Source organism: Pseudomonas sp. BCA17 (assembly GCF_004519405.1).
GTDB lineage: Bacteria > Pseudomonadota > Gammaproteobacteria > Pseudomonadales > Pseudomonadaceae > Aquipseudomonas.
This window is the reverse complement of sequence record NZ_SGWI01000002.1, coordinates 286,124-311,541: the sequence shown is the minus strand read 5'-3', so window position 1 is coordinate 311,541 and position 25,418 is coordinate 286,124. Positions and strand designations below refer to the sequence as shown.

The window sequence follows — 25,418 nt, the reverse complement described above, 5'->3', positions numbered from 1 at the left end:
GCGGGTGACCTGGGTTGATGGACAAGGCCATCAGCCTATGGGGCCACCCGCGTGGCGGGAGTTAGATAGTTAGGCCGGTTCGGCGTTCTCCACCGGTACGGCGCAGGCCGGGGGCAGTGACGGACAAGTGGACGGCACGGCGGTGAACAGGCCGTAGGTGTAATCCAGGTCTTCGCTGGCGATCACTTGTCCCACCCTCCAACTGCCGGCCCACGGCGCGGGAAACCCTTCGGCGTTGAACACCAGCCTGGAGTCGAGGTTGTAGCCAGGCTGGCCCGCAACGGGCAAGTAGGGCGCCGTGTTGGGGTGCTGGCGTTTCCAGCGTTCCCACAGCAGATCGAGGTGGCAGTGATGCAGGAAGAAGATCGGGTCATTGGGTGAGGTGGGGAACGACATATTGCCGCCGATCCAGCGGTGTACCGGGTCATGCAATATGCCCTCGGCAAAATTCACCCAACTCTCCGGGCCGGGGTTGTAAGGCACCTTGGTCAGCGCGGTGAGCACTTGATCGGCAGTGGGCAAATGCGCACCGTCGCCGGCGCCGAATTCACGGCGCAGACCGGGGTCGCCGAGGTCCAGGTCCCAGATGCGTATTGCAAAATTTCCCCCCCGATAGGCAAACGGGCCGGAGGTGACGTGGTTGTTCTGGTCGCTGTCGCCATTGCCGCCCATGAAGGCTGGGGTGAACGGATCGTTGGGTCCCGCAAGGGACCAGTCCCAGAAAGGCAGGGTAATGGTGTTGTCATTCGCCGCCGCTTGCAGCGCCAGTTCGAACTGGCGCAGGAACACGCGGTGCCAGGGAAAAAACAACGGCGTGCGATGCGGCATGGGCGCGAACTGCTGCGGCCCGCCCATGGCGTTCTTGTGCACTTGGACGAAGTCGTCGTAGCGGCTTTGATGACCGGGGCGCAGCACGCTGTCGACGTTGTTTTTCAGGTGCAGGATGGCGGCGATGAAGGCATTTTTCTGTTCGCGGGTCATGTGGCGGTGGTTGATGCGGATGTCCATATGCTTGAGTTTCCATAGGTTCAGAGGTTTCCAGACTTTAGGAAACGCGGTTGTGCGGGGTCTATCAAAAAAGGCGGCGGTGGAGGTGAGAGGGTTAAGACGAGGGCGGTAGGCCTGCCGCGACTTTCACTCAGAGGGCGGGCGTGCATTGGGTGTGCCCACCCGGTTGCAGGTAGGGCATCAGGATCGGGGCCATGCCTTTGAGGACTTGCACCGGCAGGGCGGAGGTGAAGGTGAAGTGTTCCGCCGAGCGGCCTGGGACGAAGGCGGTCAGGGTGCCGAAATGGCTGTCGCCCAGGTAGAACACAAAGGTCGCGGTGCGGTTGATCGACTTGGAGCTGATCACGCGCCCGCCGGCACCGATGGCTTCGATGCGATTGTCGCCGGTGCCGGTTTTGCCGCCCATGGCCAGTGGCGTGCCGTCGGCCAGTTTGAAGCTGCCGGAGACGCGCTTGGCGGTGCCGGCATCCACCACTTGGGACAAGGCGCCGCGCAGGGCGTCGGCGACTTCTACCGGCATCACGCGTTTGCCGGGGGCCGGGTCGTTGATCACACGGGTTTCGTACGGGGTGTCGGCGGCGAAATGCAGGCTGTCGATGCGCAGCACTTTGGAGCGCACACCACCGTTGAGGATGATACCCATCAATTCGGCCAATGCCGCCGGGCGGTCGCCGGAGCTGCCGATGGCGGTGGCCAGGGACGGTACCAGATGATCGAACGGGTAACCCACGGCTTGCCAGCGCTGGTGGATATCGAGGAACGCTTCGATCTCGAGCATGGTGCGGATACGGCTGTCGCGCGCGCTTTGGTGGCGGCTCTTGAACAGCCAACTGTAGACTTCCTGGCGCTCGAACTGGCTGGCCTTCACCGCTTCGCCGAAGGTCGCGTCGGGGTGGTTGAGCAGGTAGCCGAGCAGCCACAGGTCCAACGGATGGACCTTGGCGATAAAGCCCTGGTCGGGCAAGTCATAGCTGCCGGGACGGTAGTCTTGATAGAGCTTGGCCAGGCGTTCATCACTGAGCTTGCCGACATCTTTGGTCCCTGCCAGGTGCGAGCGCACGAAGCGATTGAAGCTGTCCTGGCTCGCGTCGGGCAACAGGTAGCGATGCACCGCCGCCAGGCGGATCGGCGTCGGGCGGATGCTGTCGAGGAAGGTGTCGAGGCGCGCCTGGGTGTCTTTCTTCTGGTACTTCTTCCAGAAGCGCAGCAGGAACGCGGTGCCCTCGCGGTCGGCGAATTTGGCCAGGTATTCCTGGCGCCGCGGGTCGTTGTCGTCCTTGAGCAGTTGCGCGCTGTTGTTGGGCCCGGCGTAAGTGGTGTAGCGCACCACGTCACGCATCAGACGAATGAACGGCAGGTTGATCGACTCACGCAGGGCATCGCGCAGGGTCGGGCTGCGGCCATTGTCCTGGCTGCGAAAATTATGAAAGTGGTGCATGCCGCCACCGGTAAAGAATCCTTCGGCGGGGTTGGCCGAGTAGGTGCGGTCCAGCGCGGCGTCGAGCATTTTCGCCAGGCTTTTGTCCGGGGTCTGGCTCAGATAGTCGACGGCCCAGCGGCTCAGGCGGTCCTGCTCGTTCACCTCGACTTTCTTCAGCGCGGCCGGGGTAAGGGCGCCGTATTGGTCGTGCAACTCGGTGATGATTTGCAGGTAGGTGGTCAGCACCCGCAGCTTGGCGGTGGAGCCCAGTTCCAGTTTGCTGCCTTCGTTGATGTCGAAGGGTTGATCGGTGTTGTCGGTCTGCACCCGCACGCGTGAGCCGTCGGATGTCAGTTCAAACAGGGTGAAGCTGTAGCGCACCTGCGGAGTGCTGGCCGGGGTCAGCAGGCGTTCGCCGAGCAGGCCGATCTGGCGCGCGTAATCCGGGTCGGCGAGGCGCTTGAGATAGTCGCTGACCTGGGTTTGCAACTGGCCCTGCAAGGTGCTGGTGGCGGACAGGTCGAGACGGTCGAGGTCGTACAGCGGGCGGTTGAGTAGCGCGGCAACCCGGCTGCGCGCGACGCTGATGCCCTTGTTGGTTTCGATCGGTTGCACGGTGGGTTGCTGCACCCAGTCGCGGTAGCTGATCTGCGCGGTGAGGGCGGCGTTGAGCAATGCGCCATCGATCACGCCATTCTGGGCCAGCAGGCGCAGGTGGCTGTCGGTCAATTGCGCCAGTTCGTCCCGGCCCTTGACCAGGTAATGTGAAGGGCGGCGCTGGGCGATGATCAGCGCCAGTACCTCGCGCAATGCCTGCGCTTTTGCTGCCAGGTCGTTGCCCCTCAGCGCCTGGTTGACCTGGTTGAAATCGGCACCGAACCACACCCGCAGACCTTCGGCCATGCCGTGTACTTCACCATGCCCGGGCACGGCCGATAGCGGCACGCTGTTGAGGTAGTCGCGCACGATATTCTGCCGTGCGATGGCGGTGTCAGGCCCTGCCTGATAAGCCCGCACCCCGGCGGAAAACATCTGCCGCAGTTTTTCCATGCCGGAAAGTGTCAGGCCATCGGGGGAGTGCCGGTACTTTTCCAACTGGGTCGCCAGGGTGCTGCCGCCGGCGCTCTGCCCGGGGAGGTGCAGGGTCTTGGCCACTTGCGACCATGCCGCTTTGGCAAAGCGCGGCCAGTCGACCGCAGGGTTGGCCTGGGGGGCGGCAGGGTCGAGCAGGTCGCGGTTCTCGATAAACAACAGGCTGTTGACCACCAGCGGCGGAATGGCCGCGAAGCTGGCGTAGAGCTGTTGTGGGTAGGTGTATTGGTACAGCGGCAGAGCCTGGCAATCGGTGAGTGACAAACCGGCCTGGATCTTTTCCGCGTAGGGCACGAACAGTCCCTTGTGGGTGTAATCCATCAATTGGGGTGAAAAGCGCGTCTGGGACTGCACTACGTAACCACGTTTGAGCAGGCGGGCCAGGAAGTCGTCGAGGTCGCTGTAGCCCAGGCGTCGGTCAAACGGTCCCGGCCCCGGGTACACGATGGCATCGCTGGGGCCGTCGGCCATCCGGTAAGTCAGTTGGCTGGCCAGGCTGCTTAATTGCTCGGCTTGCAGGCGCGACGTGCGCATCTCTCTGGCGGCGGCAAAGCCCAGGGCCACCAAGGCCATCAGCACGATCAGCCAGAACAGACGACGCCCGTAGCGGGGCCTGGGTTTATTTTCGGGTAAAGGCGCTGGTTCCGAACTGCCTTGTAGTTTCGCAGCCTTGGTCGATTCGGTTTGCCACAGTGCGCCCATAGTCGATTGATCCATTCACGCAGATTGATCGGACTTGCTTGAAGCTTAGACGGTGTGGGCTCGGCGTGAGGAAATTGTGTTTTTTGCGTGGGAGACTTCTGAATCTGCCTCGGGAGACCGGCGTTGACTGCGACGATTAGTCGCCGGGTGCAGGTCATATGCACCCGTAAAATGCCGTTATGGTGGGCACTTCCACTAAATTGCCTGGCTTTTACAGTGAAAGGCACTGGTCGAGGCTTTTTATACTGCAGGCCCCATCGTCCTTGCGTCGCAAGGCGGGGCTGTTCATGAGATGGCCCCGGTTTCGATTCACGCCTGGCCTGACCGGCAGGGCGTGTGGAGCGCGGCGGTCCATCCAATAACAAGATGAGGTTGTATCCCTATGCCAGTCGGCAACCACCTGCCCCATGGCGAGACCGCTCAAGGCGGCCCGCTCAAACGCGAACTCGGTGAGCGGCATATTCGCTTGATGGCGCTCGGCGCCTGTATCGGTGTCGGCCTGTTCCTGGGTTCGGCCAAGGCCATTGAAATGGCGGGGCCGGCGATCATGCTGTCGTACATCATCGGCGGCCTGGCGATCCTGGTGATCATGCGCGCCCTCGGCGAGATGGCCGTGCACAACCCGGTCGCCGGCTCGTTCAGCCGTTACGCACAGGATTATCTCGGCCCGCTGGCGGGCTTTCTGACCGGCTGGAACTACTGGTTCCTGTGGCTGGTGACCTGCGTCGCGGAGATCACCGCGGTGGCGGTGTACATGGGCGTGTGGTTCCCCGATACGCCCCGCTGGATCTGGGCCCTGGCGGCGCTGATCAGCATGGGCAGCATCAACCTGATCGCGGTCAAGGCGTTTGGTGAGTTCGAGTTCTGGTTTGCTCTGATCAAGATCGTCACGATCATTGCGATGGTCATCGGCGGCGTCGGCATCATAGCGTTCGGTTTCGGCAACGATGGCGTGGCCCTGGGCATATCCAACCTGTGGGCCCATGGCGGTTTCATGCCCAACGGCGTGCAGGGCGTGTTGATGTCCTTGCAAATGGTCATGTTCGCTTACCTGGGCGTGGAGATGATCGGCTTGACCGCCGGTGAAGCGAAGAACCCGCAGAAGACCATTCCCAGCGCAATCGGCTCGGTGTTCTGGCGCATCCTGTTGTTCTATGTGGGGGCGCTGTTCGTGATTCTGTCGATCTACCCGTGGAATGCCATCGGCACCCAGGGCAGCCCGTTTGTGATGACCTTCGAACGCCTGGGTATCAAGACCGCCGCCGGCATCATCAACTTTGTGGTGATCACCGCGGCCTTGTCGTCCTGCAACGGCGGTATCTTCAGCACCGGGCGCATGCTTTACAGCCTGGCGCAGAACGGCCAGGCCCCGGCGACCTTCGCCAAGACCTCGAACAACGGCGTGCCGCGTCGCGCCTTGCTGTTGTCGATCTTCGCGCTGCTGCTGGGTGTGTTGCTCAACTACCTGGTGCCGGAGAAAGTCTTTGTCTGGGTAACCTCCATCGCCACCTTTGGCGCGATCTGGACCTGGCTGATGATCCTGCTGGCCCAGCTGAAATTCCGTAAAAGCCTGAGCGCTGCCGAACAGGCCGGGTTGAAGTACCGCATGTGGTTGTACCCGGTCAGTTCGTACCTGGCGCTGGCGTTCCTGGTGTTGGTGGTGGGGTTGATGGCGTACTTCCCGGACACCCGCGTGGCGCTGTATGTGGGGCCGGTGTTCCTGGTACTGCTGACGGTGGTGTTCTATGTCTTCAAATTGAAGCCGGCTGACGCGGGTGAGGGTGTGCCACGCTCTGCTTAGCGGGGTTTGGGGAGCGACTTCGCTCGCTCCCCTGGGTTTAGCTGCGTCTTTGGTTGGCCAGTTGTGCCGCTTGGGTCAGCTGACGGACCACTCGTTCACGTTCGGCAATTTCCTGGTCGGTAATCGACTGACGTCTATCCAGGTAGGTGTCGGAGCGTTTGTCCTTCACTTCCTGGTTCAACGCATTCACCTGCTGCCGGGTGACTGTGTCAATGGTGCTGAAAGGCTCCGGATAGCTGCGGGCCAGGTACTCGAGCCAGAAGTCTTCTTGCAGTAACGAGGTTTGCGGTGCGTCGGTCTTGCCGATGTCCTGCAGCTTTTGCCGGGCGGCGGCAATATCTCTGGGCTTGACCCACTCCCGTGCCGAATACAACAACTCCTCCTGATGCACCGGCAGGCTGAAGTCCTTTGCCAGGCTCATGCGCAAGTACAACTTGACCTCGGCATCGTCAGGCTCGACTCCGGCCTGGTACAAGGTTTTCAGGTGGTCTTCGGCGAACTGGTCGAGTGCGCGCAGGTAGAACAGGCTTTGCGCCAAGGCCAGCAGTTCGCGGTCGGCCATGGCACTGCTCGGTTGCGCCTTGGCCATGTAGCGCAGGTGGCGAATCTCCATATCGATAAAGGCCAGAATCGCCCCGTCGCCACAGGTTCCCGCCAGGTAAGTGTTGAGGAATACGTCGTTGCGTAACTCGGTGGACTCGCCCATAGCGTTCAACAGGTGCCACACCCGTTGAGTCAGGGCTTTTTTCGAGGCCTCATTCTTCACATACGCATACGACTTGGTCAGGTCACTCAATACGCGAAACGCATCGTCGGAGCGCGCGCCCTCGTTGTTCTTCAGCGCGATCCACAGTTTTTTGCTGGCCGGCTGTTCGGCAGGTGAGATGCCGGTGAGCCAATCGTTCAAGCCGTCCGGCACGCTCTGTTGATGCCGGATGCCCGGCAATGTGCCGCCCAGCCGCACGCCGGTCTGGGTGTAGTAGTCCTGTAACCGGCTTAGCGTATCGGCGTCCAATGGGTTGTCGTGCAACAGGGTATTTCGATTGGTGTTGACCATCGTGGTGTCGAACAACGCGTCGGGTAGCGTGGTAATGCTATTTTCCTGGAGCATCAACATGCTCAGGTCGGTACGGGTTTCGGCACCCGTCGGCCATTGGGTGAGGCCGGTATTGCGCAGCGACAGAACCTTCAGCCTCGTCATCGTGGTGATATCCGGTGCCAGGCCAAGCGGGTTGTTATCCAGGTGCAGTTCTTCAAGATGAGTCAGAGCGGCCAGGTACTGCATGGATTGCTCGGTCAGCACGATACTGTTGTCTGACAGATGCAGGCTTTCCAACTGCGTCATCGTGGAGAGGTTGGAGGGCAGTTCAGTCAGCGTGCAGTCGAGTTTCAGATACTTGAGGTGGCTGAACTTGCTCAGAAATGGATTGCCGGTCGCCGGGAACGAATCGCCGGCAATGTGCAGATATTCGATATGTGCAAAGCCTTGAGTGCCGAAGATAAAGTCGGGATCGGGCAAGTCGTTGTCACCCAGTTGCAGCTTGAGCACGTGCACGTCGAACATACCGTTGACATACGCTGCACGGGTTTCCTGGCGCCAGGCCTGGCGAATCTGTTCGGCCAGATAGCGGCGTTGGCCTAAGTTCATGCCTAGTGGGTCGGTGACGGGGTCGTCGTTGGCGTGAGGGGACTCCGCCCAGCGGGTGAGGCCGTAATCCATGGCCTGGTATTCGGCCTTGCGGCGCTCCAGCTCGATCAGCGCGGCGGGTTCGCTCATGCCCAGATTATCGATCAGGGCGTGGGCCCTGGCCACGTTGAAACTGGTATAGATTTCGCGAACCTTGCTCACCAGATCCACCGGTTGGTGGGCATGGAAGGGCCATAGGTCACTCAAGGTAAATGGGTAGGCGGTGAATGAACTGTTGACCGCCATCGGCGGCTGCAACCAGTACGGGAGATGCGGCAGATCGAGCAGGGCCTTGATCGCCACACGTTGGCCCAACGCCAGGTCGGCGATTCGATGCCGCAGCGGGGTGAGGTCTCCACTGTCGTCAACGCCCAGGGCCTGGCGCTCGGTTTCGGTAAGCAGGTCGGCGACACTGCCGAGCAGATCGGTGGTTTCACCGAGCGGCTGGCCCATGTTGTCGTAGGCCCGATAGCCATTGTCCATCTTGACCAGAACCCGATGATCACTGCCGGCGAGGTTCCCCGCATGCTCCAGCAGGCGCCCTTCGGGCTTGCCCGCGTGGATATCCAGGCGCAGTGCCGTCGGCCAGCCGGATACGGTTTTGAGTAAATGCAGGATGATTTTTTCGCTGTCGGGGTTGGCCAGGGTGGTGAGGTACAGGCCCTCGTAGGCACGGTTCAGGCGCACATCATTGGCGGTCAGGCGCGCCTGTTCGGCCAGGCGCAGGCCGACCTCGTCATGGTCGTGCAACCGTTTGCGTTCCTTGGGGCTGGCGCGCTCCAGAATCGCCTTGGCCGCGCTGGCGGGCAGGGCCGGGTGATGGTTCTGCAAACGTTTTTCCAGACGCGTGGCGCTCTGTTCGCTCTGGCGGTAGAGAATATCGAATAGCTGAGCGCGTTCCTGATGAGCATGCTCGGCGATTTTCTTCGCCAGTTTGAACAGGCCTTCCTGCTGGGTGGCCGGCCTCTCGCCCAGCAGCGCCTCGATCAAGGCGTTGTTCAACACGATATTTTTCAGCGGCTCGGGGCCGTGACTGTCGGCCTCGGAGAGACGGACTTTCTCGACGTCGTGGTTGAGCTGGCGCGGGTACTGTCCGAGCACCTTACCGTGGCTGTCGACGACTTCCAGGGCATGGCTGCGCGGCCATCCCGGTAAGGCGCTGACCAACAGCAATTGCAGCGAAGCCCGCGCACTGCGGTTGGCCGTGTAGGTGGTCATGGCGCGGATGAAGTGCAGGATCTCGCGATCGATGCGAAAGCGCTTGCTGGTATCGGCCAGCAACGGGGGCGGGGCGAGGCCGGCACTGTGCACTTCGCGCAGGGCCCGCGCTGGGGTGCCGGTGAGCTTGAGGATGTGTTGCGCGGTGGGTTTGTCGACGTTGAAGTCCTCGCCACCGAGGCGATAGAGCAGGTAATGGTCGTCCCACGACAGCGGGTTTTCACTGGACAGCCGCCAGGCGCCGCGACGATTGTGCTCCAGGTAGGGGGTGTCGACACCGACTTTTTTCGGGTGCCTGAGCCGCCATTTGAGCCGGTTGTTGTCATAGGTTACGGGGTACAGCGAGCCATACAGGGGCACCAGATGTTGCCCGTCGAGTTCGTACAGGCCCAGGGCGTTGGCTACCAGGTTGGCTGGCAGTACCACGCTTTGCGCGTACTGGCCCAATGACTGATCGAGCAGGGTGATATAGCCGCTGGGGCTGCGTTGTGCGCTCATCAGGTCGCCGAGGGTGTTGCGCAGGCCCTGGGCATCGGTGTCTGAGGTCATGCCCAGTTTCAGCCGTTCGTGGGGTTGCAGCACCGAGCCGATCGCCAGGTAGAAGCTGTCGACTATCGGCGACACCTGGATCAGGCCCCCATTGCGCATGTCGTATGCCTGGTAGTGACCGTTGCCGTGGTGCCGCAACTCCACGGTCGTGTCGTCAGGGCCGCTGGTGACATAAGGAGCGTCGTGTCTCTCGGTAATCACAAAGTGGCGCTTGAGTGTGTTGCGGATCAGGCTCGAGGCAAACTCTCGCGCCCATAGATCGGTGTCCGCATTAAAGGCCCTGGCGTGGTAAAGACCATCGATCGCGGCGTCGATCCGCAGGGCAGTGCGGTGGTTTTCCAGGTGTTCACGCAGCACATTGGGCAGGGTGCCATCCTGCAGAAACTGCGCTCGTTCGGTGCTGTTGAAATGCTTGGCGCGTAGCAGTTGATCAAGGTTGGCCGGGGTCAATGGTGGGTAAATTTCACGCAGCCGTTTCAACACCGTTGTGACCTCCACCTGCGAGGGCGCGGCCTTGACCGGCACGAACACCCTGGCGGTATCGGTGGCTGCGACCTCATGACGGGCGAAGCCGGCGTAGCGTGACAGGGCACTGAACAGGTCGACGCGCCGGGCCTGCGCCAGTTCACTGACCTGCAGGCGTATCCGCGCGATGCGCTGGGCTTCGGTGACGGTGCTGCTGCCCTCTTTGCCCAGCGTCGAGGCGGCGGGTTGCTCACGCAGGATCAATTCAAATAAATGCTCCTGGGTCGCGGCGGCGCTTGTGTCGGCCGAGGTGCCGTAGGTGCCATCATCGCTTCGCGTAAGGCTAATGCGCTGTGACGTGGCAGGCGGAGGGTCGCTTTTGGCGTAGGTTTCGAGCAGTGTGCCGGGAGGGTCGTACACGTCGATCAGTACCTGCGCCGGCCACTGCGGCAGTTGGGTCAGCAGGCACAGCACGAGGCTGTCGGCATAAGGCGGCATGTGGCCGCGCCGGTGAAAGTGGTTGATCAGTTGATTGATCAACTGGTCCGCCTGCAGGCGACGTACGCCTTCGGTCAGGTTGATGGGGGCAGGGTTGCCCGACCACACGCTGTCCAGGACGGCGCGCGTAGTCGAAGTGCTGCGCAGCAGCGTGTGCACGTCGGCATTGGTCAGCGCATCAGCCCCGTTGGGCAGCATGCGCTTGATCAATTGGCTGTCCGAGAGCGTATGGGCATCTTGCAGGTCCAGTACCCACACCTGTTGCGTCGGCTCGAAGACGATCGTCGGGGCGTAGCCATTGCCGTCGCCATGCTTGATTTTCCAGCGCATGGCCCGAGCGTCATAGTTGACTTCCACCACTTGCTGTTGCCCGTTCTGCTTGAGCCAGGCGTACTGATGACCATTGATCCCATAAGTGCCTTGTGAGCTGATGAGCTGGCCATTGAGGATGTTCTGGTCAGGTACGGCGTAAGGGCGGATATCGGGTGTCCACAGTTCATAGGTATTGTCGCTGCGCATGACTTTGCGTGGCTGGCCCAGTCGCTGGATCAATTGCTCCAGGCGCTGTTGGTGCACACGCCCGGCGGTGTTGATCAACAAGCCGTTGACCGCGAGGTCGGCCGCGTCGCCCAGTGCCGCCGCAAAGTTGCTGGCTTCGCCTTTAGCCGCTTCGTTGATGCCGGTGATCAGGCTGTAGGCCAGGCTGCCGAATACCACTACCTGCATGATCCGATTCAACCCGCTGACGCCTCCAGGCACCGGGGTCAGCAGCAGTTCCAGGATTTCATCGGCAATTGCCGCCGCCCCATCGATCACTGCTTGAAGGTCGCGTTCCGAGCGGCTGGTGGCAAGGGTCGAAAGGTTGGCCTGGTAGCGTTTCACCTGGCGGAGGGTGATAGCTTCAACCAAGGTGTGTTTGCGGTTTTGCTTGGGGTCAGCCGTAAAGCGCAGGCTATCTAAGGTACGTTCGGGGAACAGACGATGAAAGGTGTCATACAGAAACCCCGCCACTGGGCTGAGACCGGGTGGGCGCGGTTCATCCTTGAGCAGCGCCTGGAATCCGCGAAGTTCGGATGTGGGCAATTGCCGTGCGAACCAGCCCAGGTCGCCCTTGCGATGGCTGTCCTTGAGTTGCTGCGTAAAAGTCTGTTTGGCATTACTGGCATCCGTGTGAAAACGTAATGCGCCGTCGGGTCGAAACGGAAAATAGGATATGACGCCCAGACTGGACACACGAATGATCAGCAAGGGTAATGAAACAGTTTCACCGGTGTGCATGCCGAAGGTCTCGAATTCAAGCGCCGGGCCGCTGCCGTCAATGGCTTGGGTCAGCTTGTCGTAGAGCTCACGGGTCACACCGGTGATGGCGCGGTTGCGGTACGCCTCCAGGGCTTCGAACGACAGGCTTGCGCGGGTGCTGGCCTGCAGCAACGTCCGCAGTTTTCCGCCCTTGCGCAGGGCCTTGTCGAGTGTGGTTTGCAGTTGGCCGCCGAGGTCGAGGTCGCGGCTGATCTGGATGAATTTCTCGACGGTCAGGTTCGGGTCATACACGCCACTCAGAGACGATGCATCAACAAAGGTTTGCCCGGCCTTTGGCGAATTGCCGGTGGTGAAATCAAAGTTGAGACAGGCGGCATCCCACAGCGACAGGGTGGAATGGTGGGCGCGGTATTTCCACGTATCGTAGGCCCGGCGAAAGCGGCGTGCACCTGGTGCATTGTTCATTGCACTGGTGCGGGGTTCCCACGGAAGGGGAGCCACCAACTCCTCCATATAGCGAGTATGTAAGTAGGCCTTCTCAGGGTCTTGGCCGCCGATCCGGTTGCGCAACTGGGCCAGGCCGCGAACCTTGAATTCGCTGATCAGTGCAGCGTTTTGCGTATCCACAGCCAGCAGGGCCTTGTGGGTTTCGCGCTGCAGCCTGACGTAGTCGCGTTGTTGCTCATGACTCAAGCTGGCCATGGAGCGTGCGAAGGTTTCGCGGAGCATTTCCAGGGCTTCTTGGCGAGCCCAGGATTCGCCGGATTGCAGGTCGCCCGACAATGCATTGAGCGGTTGATGGGTTGGCATCGCCATTTCCTTTCACTGTTAAGTGGAAGGCCAATGGAAGCATTCCCGTGCCGTTCGCCGGGGCTACCTATATAGGGTGCGCGGTCCGCGGGACCACCCGCAGCAAAGCGCGAACGGCTGGAAGCGGGCTACGCTGCGCGGGCCTGGGTGAGCGGCCGTTGATCCAGGCGCTTGTTGAATTCCATCCAGGCGGCCAGACCTCCCATCAGCAGCATGCCGATGATGGCGGTCAGCAGTTGCATGATCAGCGTGTCGCCCGTGAGTGCGTTGAGCATGTCTGCCAACGGCGCCAGCAAAACGCCGAGGCAAAACACTTCGAGGGAATAACGCCCCATGCGACAAACCTGTTCGGCCGGCCAATTGCGCGTCCAGCCGGCCGTGGGGAGCAGCTTGGCGGTCACATAGGCCAGGGCCAGGAAATGCACCAGACGCACGGGTGACAGGTCGGTCTTGCTGATGGGGTAGATCAGTTCGCTGAGGGCTGAAGGCATCCAGGCATCGTGCACCTGGGGCCAGCGCCAGGACACGGTCAGAACGCCCGCCAGCAGCACGTACGACGCCGCCACCAGAAATACGGGCTGATGCAACAGCGGTCGGACGTGATTGGGTCGCGGCCCTTGGCTGTAAAGCGCCGCCGCGCCGCCCAGTACGAAGAGGAACTGCCAGGTTACCGGGTTGAAATACCACACCCCGTCTGCAATAGCCCGCAGGTTCCAGCCCATCCACGGCGCCAGCAGGTACACCGTGGCCGACAGGCCCACTACGGCCCAGGTTCGGCGCAGCATCAGCGGCAGGACCAGCGGCAGGCCTGCCAACAGCACGATGTACAACGGCAAGGGGTCCATCAGGTTGGGTTTGAAGCGCAGCAGCAGCTCGTCGGTCAGTGCCTGTTGCGGATGGGTGATGAAATGCGTCAGGCCCATCTCCTGGACCAGGTCGCGGGTTTCCACATGACTGTTGGCGAAGAACACGATGCCCATCAGCATTGCCAGCAAGAAAATATGCACCACATACAGCACCCAGGCTCGGCGCAGGATTTTCAGCGAGGCAAACCAGTAACCATCGCGTTGCAGGATCTTGCCGTAGGCCAATACGGCGGCGTAGCCGGCCAGGAACACAAACATTTCCGCTGCGTCGCTGAAGCCGATGTTGCGCAAGGTGATCTGGCCGAGTGGGTTGTGGGGGACGTGATCCCAGAAAATGAAGATCAACGCCAGGCCCCGAAAAAAATCGATGCGCGGGTCGCGTCCGTTCAGCATGGCAGCGGGCTCTTGAACAATAGGTTTAGTGAAGACAGGCGAATGCGCGTGTTGTCGTACGCCGCACGTCGGGCGGGCGCAGGGTGGCGATATTTGTAAGGAATTGCAAAGGAGGGGTATTACTGAATGTAAAGCCTGCCCGGTCTCGGGCAGGCTTCAGGAGGTTATGCGGCTTCGACTTCGTGGGGCTCGAAACTGTCTGCCCGTGCCATCTGCCACATCCGTGAATAGAACTCGCCGTTCACCTCACCCGTCAGCAGCTCCCCAGGCTTGAGAAACACATGCAACTGCGAGAACAGCTTGATTTCAGTCGCTGACATGCGGCGCACCAGGTGCTTGGCCGACAGTTGCGAAGGGTGTTCGAGACCCGCGGCCGCGAGCATCTCCGCCAGGGCCTTGAGGGTGCTGCGGTGGAAGTTGAACACGCGCTGGGCCTTGTCCGGCACCACCAATGCACGCTGGCGCAGCGGGTCCTGGGTGGCGACGCCGGTCGGGCATTTGTTGGTATGGCAACTTTGCGACTGGATGCAGCCGATGGCGAACATGAAGCCACGCGCCGAGTTGGCCCAATCGGCGCCGATGGCCAGCACGCTGGCAATATCGAACGCGCTGACGATCTTGCCGCTGGCACCGAGCTTGATCTTGTCGCGCAGGTTCAGGCCCACCAGGGTGTTATGCACGAATAGCAGGCCTTCACGCAGCGGCACGCCGATATGGTCGGTGAACTCCACCGGTGCGGCGCCCGTGCCGCCCTCCTTGCCGTCGACCACGATGAAGTCCGGGAGAATGCCGGTTTCGAGCATGGCCTTGGCGATGCCCATGAACTCCCATGGGTGGCCCAGGCAAAACTTGAAGCCCACGGGTTTGCCGCCAGACAGTTCACGCAGCTGGGCGATGAAATGCATCATTTCGATGGGCGTAGAGAAGGCGCTGTGGCGCGAGGGTGAGATGCAGTCCTCGCCCATCATGATGCCGCGCGTCTCGGCAATTTCTTTTGTCACCTTGTGCTTGGGCAGAATCCCGCCATGGCCGGGCTTGGCGCCCTGGCTCATCTTGATTTCGATCATGCGCACTTGCGGGTTCTGCGCCTGCGCGGCGAAGCGCTCCGGGTCAAAGCGGCCGTCGCTGGTGCGGCAACCGAAGTAGCCGCTGCCCAGTTCCCAGGTCAGGTCGCCGCCGTGCTCACGGTGATAGGGGCTGATGCTGCCTTCACCGGTGTCATGGGCGAAGTTGCCGAGCTTGGCGCCCTGGTTGAGGGCACGGATCGCGTTGGCACTCAGGGACCCGAAACTCATCGCCGAGATATTGAACACCGATGCCGAATAGGGCTGCGTGCACTGAGGGCCGCCGACCATCACGCGGAACGCGCTGGGATCGCTCAGCGGAGCCGGGCGCATGGAGTGGCCGATGAATTCAAAGCCCGACTGGTACACATCGATCAGGGTGCCGAAGGGTTTGTCGGAGGTTTCATTCTTGGCGCGCGAGTACACCAGCGAACGCTGGGCCCGGGAGAAGGGCAGGGCGTCACTGTCGGATTCCAGCAGGTACTGGCGTATTTCCGGGCGGATGGTTTCCACCAGATAACGGATGTTGCCCAGGATCGGGTAGTTGCGGCGCACGGCGTGGGGGCTTTGCAGCAGGTCGAAAATACCGATCAGGCTCAATACACCCGTAACCACGGTAAACGGCCACAACCCTTCGTGCTCGATAAAAGGGAGGCTGGCGAGGGTGAAAATGACGCACACGGCAAAGAAGGCGTAACGGCTTAGTAACGACAGGCTCATACGGGGTTCCTTGGGTTCGGACTCATCGGCCAGGCGTTTTGCGCCTGAAGAAAAATCGAGCACAGCTGCGCTGGGATTGGCTCCCCAGTGTGCTGTACGGGTATTTCTTATGGACTTTCACGGTTTACAGAGCCTTGAAGCTTACGAGCGATCTCCTTGCTGGAGCAACCGCCGGGCATCAAATAGCAGGCCCTGATGCCCGTCAGTCAGGAGACGCATCGTCATTGTGGCGAGGGAGCTTGCTCCCGCTGGGCCGCGAAGCGGCCCCCAGCATTTGGTTTTAGAAGACCGGGCCTGCTACGCAGTCCAGCGGGAGCAAGCTCCCTCGCCACGGGAATCGCTATGCCGCCGTCTGCCGGATCGGCAGCACTACCCGGAACGTCGTACCCTTGCCCACTTCGCTGCTGACGGAGATATTGCCCCGGTGTTTCTTGATAATGCCGTAGGACAGTGACAACCCCAGCCCTGTGCCTTCGCCCACCGGCTTGGTGGTAAAGAACGGGTCGAAGATTTTCTGCACGGTCTCCGGGGGAATTCCACAGCCGTTGTCTGCGACTTCCAGCCAGATGTTCTCGCCCTCCACGCCATTGCTGATGGTAATGGTGCCGCGCTCCGGCCCCATGGCTTGCGCCGCGTTGACCACCAGGTTCATCACCACCTGATTGAGCTGCGAGGCCAGGCATTCGATGTCCGGCAAGGGCGCGTAATGCTTGACCACGTCGGCCTTGTATTTGAGCTCACTGGCGACGATGTTCAACGTGGAATCGATGCCTTGTTGCAGGTTGGCGAATTGCCAGGTCTGATCGGTATCCACCCGGGAAAAGTTTTTCAGGTCCTTGACGATCTGTACCACGCGGCCAATGCCGTCCTTGGACTCCCGGATCAGGATGGGCACGTCTTCTTTGAGAAAGTCCAGCTCCAGCTTCGTGCGTAATGCCCTCAGTTGTTCCAGTGGTTCCCCCGGCGGCAGATGGCTTTCGGCGTGTTGGTAGGCATCCAGCATCTGTTGCAATTGGTTGAAGTAGCTGTCGAGTGTGCTGAGGTTGGAGGAGATAAAGCCCACCGGGTTGTTGATCTCATGGGCCACGCCGGCCGCGAGTTGCCCCAGCGACGCGAGTTTTTCCGACTGCACCAACTGGCTTTCCAGGAGCTTGCGCTCGGCGATTTCCACTTGCAGTGCCTGGGTGCGTTGTTCCACCAACTGTTCCAGATGGGCGGTTTGCAGCGAGGCGCGTCGGGCCATGTCCCATTTGTTGGCCAGGGTATTGGCCATCTGCTGGACTTCGATGTTGTCGAAGGGCTTTTTCAGGATCAGCAAACGGTCATGGCCATGCAGGCGCTCCAGCAACGTTTCCCATGGATAATCCGAATACGCCGTGCATACCACCACTTGCAGGCCGGGGGCGACCTTCCAGAGTTCTTCGATGGTCTTTGCCCCGTCCCAGCCCTGGGGCATGCGCATGTCGACAAAGGCCAGTGCGTAGGGTCGCTCTTGCGCCATGGCCGTTGTCAGCAGCGCCAGGCCTTCTTCGCCGCCATACGCCGAATGCAGCTCGAATGCCTGCGCCTGGGGTTTGCTCGTTTCGCCAAACAACGCCGACTCCATGTCATCCAGCGCCTGGTTGGATTGTTCCTGCGGCATCAGGATTTTGCGGAAATCTTCGTGAATCGACGGCGTGTCATCAATCAACAGGATGCGCCGGTTGGGAGGCTGGTTCATGCGGGGTTTCCGGCAGGGGTGAGAGGAATTTTCAAGGTAAAGACTGCGCCTTTGCCTGGCCCATCGCTGTGGGCAGTGAGCTGGCCGTTCATCTCGACGGCGGCCAGGGCGCAACTGTGCAGGCCGAAACCATGGCCTTCCTTGCGGGTCGTGAAGCCGTGGGTGAAGATGCGCGTCATATTTTCGGCCGGTATGCCTTCGCCTTCGTCTTTTACACTGATCTCCAACATGTCATCACCCTGCTGCCGGACCGCGAGGGTCATTTGCCGTGGCCGGTCACTGAGGTTGGACATGGCGTACTTGGCGTTGCTGATCAGGTTGACCATGATCAGCAACAGCCGGTGTTTGTCACCGAGCACCTGCGGCACCGGCGCGAAGTCCTTGACCACCGTGACGTGGTGACGGCTGAGCGCACCGGCGTTCATGCGCAAGGCATCTTCCATCAAGGTGCCGATCTCGACCGGCTCCAGCAGGCTTGAGGCACCGGCATAGGATTGCTGCGTGGAAACGATGTCCTTGATGTGATCGACACTTTTGCTCAGTTGCGCCAGCTCCTCGGCCATGCCTTGCTGTTCAACGGCAATGGCGTCCACCAGTTGGTTCAAGTAACTGGGCAGCAACTTGCCTTTTTCATCTTCGCTCAGGAAGGTGCCCAGGTCGTGGGGATGCTGATTGATCAGTTGCATGGCTTTGCCCAGGCCCTGGGCTTTGCTGCTGCGCAGTTTGCGCGTGACCAGGTCGGCGGAGATATTCACGCTGTTGAGCACGTTGCCGACGTTGTGCAACACGTTGGTGGCGATTTCGGCCATGCCAGCCTGGCGGGCGCTGTCCATCAGCTCGCTCTGGGCATCCTTGAGCTGCTGGGTGCGCCGTTCCACGCGTTGCTCCAGGGTTTCGTTGGCCGCCTGCAAGGCGCGGTTGACCCGGTTGACCTCGGCGAAACTGCGTAACAGACGCACCGCCAGATAGAGCAGCATCACCACCAGCAAGGTCGAGAAGATCAGCAGGTAGCGATGGTATTGATGATCGACCCGGTCAGCCGCCTGCTGGTCCAGGTCGAGATGGGTGGTCAGTTGGTCGAGGCTTTCGGCAACGGGAACTGCGGCAATGTGCTCAAGCAAGCTATTGACCAGCGGCTGCTCGCGCAGGATCAGTGAAATATGATTGCTCAGGATGTCGACGGGCGTCTGAAACTCAATGGGCATGTTTTCCTTGTTGATCGCCAGTTTGCCCAGGCCCACCAGAATATCGGCAGCCCGATCATCGCTGGTGACCTGGGCGAACTCCAGGCTGCTGAGCAGCAGGTCGTAGGTGTCGGTGGCCAAGCTTTGCAGGTGCAGCTTGCCTTCATCATCAACGCGGTTGAATTGGGCCTGGATATCGTCTTCGGCGGTCGGCAGGAACGCGAGGGAGTTACGCAGCACCGCGTTGTGGGATTTGAACTGGTCCACCAGCCGGGCTTTTTCCTGGACGGCTTCTTCGTATGCCCGCTGGCTGGCTTGCCAACCAGGCAGGTCGGCGGATTCGTGGTAAGAATCACGGCTTTTCAGATCGGCCCATAACTGGGTCATTTCCAGCAAAGGTGCGACCAGTGGGTCGTAGTTGCGGGTAATCGAGATCCTGGCCTTGAGCACCTCACTGTCCCACTGGGCATTGAGTTGCTGCAGGTGCCGGATCAGGTCCCGCGACTGGGTGTAAGTGGCCGTCTGGTCGCGGGAAGACTTGAGGTACAGAAACAGCAGCGTCGAGGCCAGAAACAGGGTCATCAGGGCGAGCAACAGTGTACTGGCGTGCCGGCGGGACAGGGTCATAGTGGCTTGCCCGCCCATTGGCCGGTCAGAGTCTTGAGAAACTGGACGATCAGGTCTTTATCTTCCTGGGAGGGAATGCGCCCCAGTTGGTACTTGAACATTACATCGACCGCTTCCTCCAGGGTCTTGGCCGAGGCGTCGTGGAAGTACGGCGCGGTGACTGCAACATTGCGCAGGCTGGGCACCTTGAACACGTAACGATCCTCTTCATCCTTGGTCACGAGGTAACGGCCCAGGTCCGCTTCGACCGGGTTGCCGCGGGCTTTGAAGTAATCGCCCATCACGCCGAACTTCTGGAACATATTGCCGCCGATATTCACGCCCTGGTGGCAGGCTATGCAGCCGTAATCCTTGAACCGCTGGTAACCGTACTTTTCCTGGATCGTCAACAGTTCGGTGTTGCCCTGCAAGTATTGATCAAACCGCGAATTGGGGGTGAGCAGCGTCCGCTCATAAGTGGCCAGGGCATTTTGCACGTTGGCGGCGGTGATGCCATCGGGGTAGGCCTGGGTAAAGGCCGATTGGTAGAGGGGCATGGCCGACAGGTTCTGCACCACGGTTTTCCAATCGCTGCTCATTTCCACCGGGCTGGTGACCACTTGTTCGACCTGGGCTTCCAGGGTATCCGCCCGGCCATTCCAGAACTGCTTGAAGTTCAGGCTGGCGTTGAACACGCTCGGGGTGTTGATGGTGAGCGGCTTGCCGTCGGAGCCTGAGGAGAACGCTTTGTTATCGGCCCCTCCGGTTTCCAGGCGATGGCAACTGGCGCAGGACAATGTGTTATTCCCCGACAGGCGTGGCTCGTTGAACAACTGACGGCCCAGCTCGACTTTGGCCGGGTCCAGGGTGGGTACCGGCGGCAGCGGTTTGAGCGCTTCGTCCAGCAGCGCAGCCAATGACGGCGCGCTCATGCCCAGCCACATCGTCAGGATAAACCCATAGGTTGACACTTCTCTCAAGCGAGCGCTCCTTGCAGTCGGCTAATGATCGGGCATCAGGCTGGCTTGGCCCGCCTGCAACAATAATGCGAAATCCTGGGAGGGCACCGCCTTGCTGAACAGGAAGCCCTGGCCTTCCTCGCACCGTTCAGCCTGTAGGAATTTCAGCTGTTCGAGGGACTCTACCCCTTCCGCGATAATGTTCAAATCCAGGCTTTTACCCATGCCGATGATCGCGCTGATCAACTGCGCGTCCTGGTTGTTCACACTCAGGCCGTGAATGAATGACTGGTCGATTTTCAATACATCGATAGGGAAGCGCCGCAGGTAGCTGAGACTGGAGTAACCGGTGCCGAAGTCATCCAGGGCCAGGCGGACACCCATGGCTTTGATCCGGTTCAGCGTAATGACGGTGGCGTCGACGTTCTGCATCAACACGCTTTCGGTGATTTCCAGTTCCAGCTGGGTCGGCGGCAGCCCGGTCTGTTTGAGGATGGCTGCCAGGTTTTCAACGAAGTCACGCTGGCGGAAGTCGATCGACGAGATGTTCACCGACATGCACAGGGGAGGCAGGCCCATCTCACTCCAGGCTTGCGCCTGCTCGCAGGCGCGACGCAGCACCCATTGAGTCAGGGGCACAATCAGCCCGCTGTCTTCGGCCACCGGAATGAACTCGGCGGGGCCGACCCAGCCCGAGCGCGGCTGAAACCAGCGTATCAACGCTTCGGCGCCGACGATGCGCCCGGACTTCAAGTCCAGTTTGGGTTGGTAATGCAGTACAAACTCATCGCGTTCCAATGCCTGGCGGATGGCACTTTCCAGGCCCTGTTGGTGTTGCGCGTGCAGGTTCATGTCTTCAGTGTAAAAACGGAAGTCGTTCGGACCCTGTTCCTTGCTGTTATGCATGGCGGTTTCAGCATGCTTGATCAACTCCACCGCCGAGCCGCTGTCGTTGGGGTAAACGCTGATGCCCAGGCTGGCGGTGACGCTCAGGTCATGCCCGGCCACATGCCGGGTGACGTTGATGGCATTGAGCAATTTTTGCGCAATATGCTGGGTTTGCTGGAGATGCTGGATATCGTTGAGCAGGATCACAAACTGGTCGGAGCCATACCGGAACACTGAGTCCGATTCCCGCACAGCCTCCATCAGGCTTTGGCTGACCTGTTGAAGCACTTCATCACCCACCGGATAGCCCAAGGCACTGTTGATGCGTTTGAAGCGGTCCAGGCCGATAAAGATCACCGCCAGTTGGGTCTCGTGCCGTCGGCCCAGGGCGATCGCCTGGGACAGACGGTCACCCAGCAGGGTGCTGTTGGGCAGGTCGGTGAGAGCGTCGTATTGCAACAGGTGCGAAACCTTGAGCAATTCCTGCACCCGCTCTTCGATGGTGCGCTCCAGGTCGATGACTTTGAGGGCGACGTCCTGGGCCAGTTGCCATTTCCAGGTGAGGGCGCTGGCCATCTGGCGGATTTCCAGGTGATCGAAGGGTTTTTTCAGAATCAGTAATTGGTCGTTGTACTTCAGCCGCGCTTCGATGGCCTCGAAGGAATAGTCCGAATAGGCGGTACACAGCGCGATCTGCAAGTTGGGATCGACGTTCCATAGCTCTTCAATGGTTTGCAGGCCGTCCCAGCCCGGTGGCATGCGCATGTCGATAAACACCATGGCGTAGGGGGATTGCTGCGCCAGGGCCTTGTTCACCAGCTCAAGGGCTTCTTCGCCCTGATAGGCGGAGTCCAGCACAAAGGCCTGGCGCACGGGCGCGGCGGTGCCGAACAGGGTTTCTTCGAGGCTGTCCAGAGACTTCTCACCCTGTGCTTCGGCGCACAGGATCTTGCGGAAATCCTCGTGGATCGAGGCCGTGTCATCGACGATCAGGATGCGACGGTTGGCCCGTCCCGCGTCGATGTTCATGGCGCGCTCCGCACAGGCAAAAGGCTCGATTGCATAATCATTCCTTCCTTGGTTTCACCTATGAGTGGGGTGCCAATTGCTAGAGAAGCATAGTCGAGCTCCCTTGATATCGACGGCCAGTTGGCGTCAAATTACCGCGTTCCCGCACGATGACCTGCAGCAGTAAGTCGGCCTTGCCTACAAGCGAAGGAACAAGGTACGACACGATGGGTTAATTTAGCTCAACTTTGTTTTATTTGAAGGCAGAGTCACCATGGATGAACAACTCGCTACGAAACCCGTCGTTTTGCTGGTCGACGACGAAGAATCGATCCTCAACAGCTTGCGTCGCCTGTTACGCACTCAGTCCTACGAAGTAGTGCTGGCCGGCAGTGGTGCCCAGGCGCTGGAGATCCTGGCAGGCCGGCACGTCGACCTGGTGATGAGCGATGCGCGTATGCCCGGAATGGATGGCGCGCAGCTCCTGGCCGAGGTGCATCGCTTGTATCCCGCCACCAGTCGCATCCTGTTGACGGGTTACGCAGACGTGACAACCATCATCAAGGCGATCAACGAAGGCCAGATTCATCGCTACATCAGCAAACCCTGGAATGACGACGAATTGCAGCTGGTCCTGAGCCAATGCCTCGAGCACCAGCGCCTGGAACGCCTGACCCGGGAGCAGAATGACCAGCTCAAAGTGCTTAACAGCACGCTGGAAAAACGCGTGGCGGCGCGCACTTCCGAGCTGCAACAGACCGCCGACATGCTCGACCTGGCCTACGAAGAGCTCAAGCGCAGCTACGTGACGGGCACTGAAGTGTTCTCGCTGCTGGCCAACTTGCGCCTGCCCAAGGACAAGCAGACCAACCGCGCCTTGATCGAGCTGATTCGGGTGTACTGCGCCACCCAGGCGATGGATGAAGCCAGTACCCGTGACCTGACGATGGCGGCCGCGCTGTACAACATCGGCAAGCTGAGCTGGAGCGACGGCATGATGGTCGCGCCGTCGGACAAGCTGCACAGCACCGACCGTGCGCTGTATCGCGAGTATCCGACGCAAAGCGAATCGTTGTTGATGACCCTGGAGCCGATGAAGGATGCGGCGCGGATCATTCGTCATCACCAGGAACGCTGGGACGGTACGGGCTTCCCCGACCATCTCAAGGAAGAGGCGATTCCATTTGGCTCGCGCCTGCTGAAGCTGGCGGTGGACTTCATCGAGCTACAGAAGGGCTTGATCCTTGAGCGGTATTTGAACAGCGACGAAGCGCTGCTGTATATCCGCAAGTACGCCGGGCGCCTGTACGACCCCGCGTTGGTGGAAGACTTCATTCAAGCCTGCGCCGCTTTCTTAAGCGATGTGACGTTGGGCGACCCTCGCGTCAAAGTCCTTTCCACCCGAGAGCTGGAAGCCGGCATGGTCCTGGCGCGCAACCTCAATGCTGACAACGGCATGTTGCTGCTCAACGCCGGCAAGGTATTGAACCTGCCGCTGGTGGACAAGCTGATCGCGTTCGAAGCGATGGAAGGCGCGAAATACAGCGTATTTATCAAACTCCCCGAAGAGACCCCGATTCTTTCATGAGCATTTCAACGATCCGCATTGCCGCCGCCCTCCTGATCGGCCGCGACGGCCAGACCCTGCTGGTGCGCAAGCGCGGCACCCAGGCGTTCATGCAACCGGGCGGCAAGATCGATGCCGGTGAACAACCTGCCCAGGCCCTGGCTCGCGAGCTGCACGAAGAACTCAACCTGCACATCGATCCAGGCCAGGCCATTTACCTGGGCCAGTTTTCGGCCCCAGCCGCCAACGAGCCGGGTTTTACCGTGCACGCCGAGTTGTTTCAGGTGCACATCGATGGCGCGGTGCTGCCTGCTGCGGAAATCGAGGAAGTGCGCTGGATCGACCCCATGGGCGACGGCGGCCTGCACTTGGCGCCACTGACGCGTGACCTGATCCTGCCGTTCTATCGCCAGTCGCTGACGGCGTGATGATCCGTACGCTGGTGGCCGGCGACGCCGCGGCGTATCGCGCGTTGATGCTTGAGGCCTATGGCGCCTACCCACAGGCGTTCACCTCCAGCGTGGCCGAGCGTGCAGCGATGTCGTTGAACTGGTGGGAAAAGCGCGTGGCCGGCCCGCTGGATCGTTTGCTCGGTGCGTTCGCGGGCGAGGAATTGGCCGGGATCGTCGGCCTTGCGTTCGAGCCTCGCGAGAAGGCCAGGCACAAAGTCACCTTGTTCGGTATGTACGTGACCGAGGCGCATCAGCAGAAGGGGCTTGGCCGCCAGCTGGTGGAAGCGGCGCTGGATGAAGCGCGCCGCCAGCCGGGCCTCAAAGTGATTCAACTGACCGTCACCGCCGGCAACGACGCGGCCTTTGCGTTGTACCAGCGCTGCGGGTTTATCCAATACGGCCTGGAGCCGTTGGCGGTGCGGGTGGGCATCGAGTATTTCGACAAAATCCACATGTGGCGTGAATTGAAAGGTCAGTGATATCCCCTGTGGAAGGGGGAAAGCCCCTTGCACAGTTTTCTCGTGTCGTTTATCGAACCGCGCTGACGCCATCCAGGGTAGAAAACGACGTGTCCTTGGCCGTCAGCAAGAAGTCGCGCATGTAGGGCGCGTCCAGCATGTCGGCGCGAATGCCTGCATACAGCGTCGCAAACAAACCTTTCTCGCCCAGGCGCTTGGCCTTCACGTAACCCCGCGAGCTGTACTCATGCAGCGCCCAATGGGGCATGCCGCATACACCACGGCCGCTGGCCACCAGTTGCATCATCATTACCGTCAGTTCCGAGGTGCGTACCTGGGCCGGTTCGACGTCGGCTGGCTCGAGGAAGCGGGTGAAGATGTCCAGGCGGTCACGCTCCACCGGGTAGGTGATCAGGGTTTCGCTGAGCAGGTCTTCCGGCACGATGTAGGACTTGTTCGCCAGCGCATGCTGGTTGGCGACCGCCAGCATGGCTTCGTAGGTGAACAGTGGTACATAGGTGATGCCTGGCAGTTCCAGCGGGTCGGACGTCACCACCAGGTCCAGATCACCCCGAGCCAGGGCCGGCAGCGGGGCGAAGGCGAAGCCCGAGGCCAGATCCAGCTCGACTTCCGGCCAGGCGTCGCGGAACTGGTCGATGGTCGGCATCAGCCATTGAAAGCAACTGTGGCACTCGATTGCCATGTGCAAGCGCCCGGCGGTGCCGCCTGCCAACCGTGCGATATCGCGTTCGGCCCCGCGCAACAAGGGCAGGGTGGCGTCGGCCAATTGCAGCAGGCGCAAGCCGGCGCTGGTGAAGCGCAACGGCTTGGTCTTGCGCACAAACAGCGGCATGCCCAGGCGCTCTTCCAGCTCCTTGAACTGGTGGGACAGCGCAGACTGCGTCAGGTGCAGGCGCTCGGCGGCTTCCACCAGGCTGTCGGCTTCGCGCAAAGCGTGCAGGGTCTTGAGGTGACGAATTTCCAGCACCAGGAGGGCTCCATGAGTAAAACTTGCTGACACGT

Annotated in this window: 14 protein-coding genes; 4 read left to right on the top strand and 10 right to left on the bottom strand. The window is 60.7% G+C overall.

Annotated features, from left to right (window positions below):
- Window positions 1-69: 69 nt before the first annotated feature.
- Both EXW71_RS10295 and EXW71_RS10290 read right to left on the bottom strand, forming a co-directional pair.
- Window positions 70-1,008: a tyrosinase family protein gene (locus EXW71_RS10295; RefSeq protein WP_123714758.1), complete on the bottom strand. Its 939-nt coding sequence runs from the start codon at window positions 1,006-1,008 to the stop codon at window positions 70-72.
- Window positions 1,009-1,138: 130 nt separating this feature from the next.
- Complete coding sequence (locus tag EXW71_RS10290) at window positions 1,139-4,222, bottom strand: transglycosylase domain-containing protein (protein ID WP_134658403.1); 3,084 nt, start codon at window positions 4,220-4,222, stop codon at window positions 1,139-1,141.
- 382 nt (window positions 4,223-4,604) lie between these two features.
- Here EXW71_RS10290 and EXW71_RS10285 point away from each other — a divergent pair, with 382 nt between their 5' ends.
- Window positions 4,605-6,023, top strand: a complete 1,419-nt coding sequence (locus EXW71_RS10285; RefSeq protein ID WP_123714760.1) for an amino acid permease — start codon at window positions 4,605-4,607, stop codon at window positions 6,021-6,023.
- 37 nt (window positions 6,024-6,060) lie between these two features.
- Here the strand turns inward: EXW71_RS10285 and EXW71_RS10280 are convergent, their stop codons facing one another.
- From EXW71_RS10280 to EXW71_RS10250, 7 genes are all read right to left on the bottom strand, one after another.
- A complete protein-coding gene (locus tag EXW71_RS10280) occupies window positions 6,061-12,510 on the bottom strand; it encodes an NEL-type E3 ubiquitin ligase domain-containing protein (RefSeq protein WP_134658401.1) in 6,450 nt (2,149 codons plus the stop codon).
- Window positions 12,511-12,638: 128 nt separating this feature from the next.
- Window positions 12,639-13,769: an OpgC family protein gene (locus EXW71_RS10275; protein ID WP_134658399.1), complete on the bottom strand. Its 1,131-nt coding sequence runs from the start codon at window positions 13,767-13,769 to the stop codon at window positions 12,639-12,641.
- Window positions 13,770-13,933: 164 nt separating this feature from the next.
- On the bottom strand, window positions 13,934-15,553 hold the full coding sequence (locus tag EXW71_RS10270) for an FMN-binding glutamate synthase family protein (RefSeq protein ID WP_123714762.1): 1,620 nt from the start codon (window positions 15,551-15,553) through the stop codon (window positions 13,934-13,936).
- Window positions 15,554-15,893: 340 nt separating this feature from the next.
- A complete protein-coding gene (locus tag EXW71_RS10265) occupies window positions 15,894-17,273 on the bottom strand; it encodes an ATP-binding protein (protein ID WP_134658397.1) in 1,380 nt (459 codons plus the stop codon).
- Window positions 17,270-19,084, bottom strand: coding sequence for a DAHL domain-containing protein (locus EXW71_RS10260; RefSeq protein ID WP_134658395.1), 1,815 nt, complete (start codon window positions 19,082-19,084; stop codon window positions 17,270-17,272). Before EXW71_RS10260 ends, EXW71_RS10265 begins: the two co-directional genes overlap by 4 nt.
- Window positions 19,081-20,007 carry a cytochrome-c peroxidase gene (locus EXW71_RS10255; RefSeq protein WP_134658930.1) on the bottom strand — a complete coding sequence of 309 codons (927 nt, stop codon included), beginning with the start codon at window positions 20,005-20,007 and terminating at the stop codon, window positions 19,081-19,083. The genes EXW71_RS10260 and EXW71_RS10255 overlap by 4 nt, the downstream gene beginning before the upstream one ends.
- A gap of 57 nt (window positions 20,008-20,064) precedes the next feature.
- The gene (locus EXW71_RS10250; protein ID WP_134658393.1) at window positions 20,065-21,939 is read right to left on the bottom strand and encodes a GGDEF and EAL domain-containing protein; all 1,875 of its coding nucleotides are present in this window, start codon (window positions 21,937-21,939) and stop codon (window positions 20,065-20,067) included.
- Window positions 21,940-22,192: 253 nt separating this feature from the next.
- On the opposite strand from EXW71_RS10250, the gene EXW71_RS10245 reads away from it, so the two are divergent.
- Genes EXW71_RS10245 through EXW71_RS10235 form a run of 3 tightly spaced genes read left to right on the top strand, consistent with a single transcriptional unit; the run spans window position 22,193 to window position 24,416 of the window.
- The gene (locus EXW71_RS10245; RefSeq protein ID WP_134658391.1) at window positions 22,193-23,506 is read left to right on the top strand and encodes an HD domain-containing phosphohydrolase; all 1,314 of its coding nucleotides are present in this window, start codon (window positions 22,193-22,195) and stop codon (window positions 23,504-23,506) included.
- Complete coding sequence (locus EXW71_RS10240) at window positions 23,503-23,913, top strand: NUDIX domain-containing protein (RefSeq protein ID WP_134658390.1); 411 nt, start codon at window positions 23,503-23,505, stop codon at window positions 23,911-23,913. The genes EXW71_RS10245 and EXW71_RS10240 overlap by 4 nt, the downstream gene beginning before the upstream one ends.
- Window positions 23,910-24,416, top strand: coding sequence for a GNAT family N-acetyltransferase (locus tag EXW71_RS10235; RefSeq protein ID WP_134658388.1), 507 nt, complete (start codon window positions 23,910-23,912; stop codon window positions 24,414-24,416). Before EXW71_RS10240 ends, EXW71_RS10235 begins: the two co-directional genes overlap by 4 nt.
- A gap of 49 nt (window positions 24,417-24,465) precedes the next feature.
- On the opposite strand, the gene metR is transcribed toward EXW71_RS10235, so the two are convergent.
- Window positions 24,466-25,383 (bottom strand): transcriptional regulator MetR, encoded by a 918-nt coding sequence (gene metR, locus EXW71_RS10230; protein ID WP_034096103.1) that lies wholly within the window; start codon window positions 25,381-25,383, stop codon window positions 24,466-24,468.
- Between the last annotated feature and the right edge of the window lie 35 nt (window positions 25,384-25,418).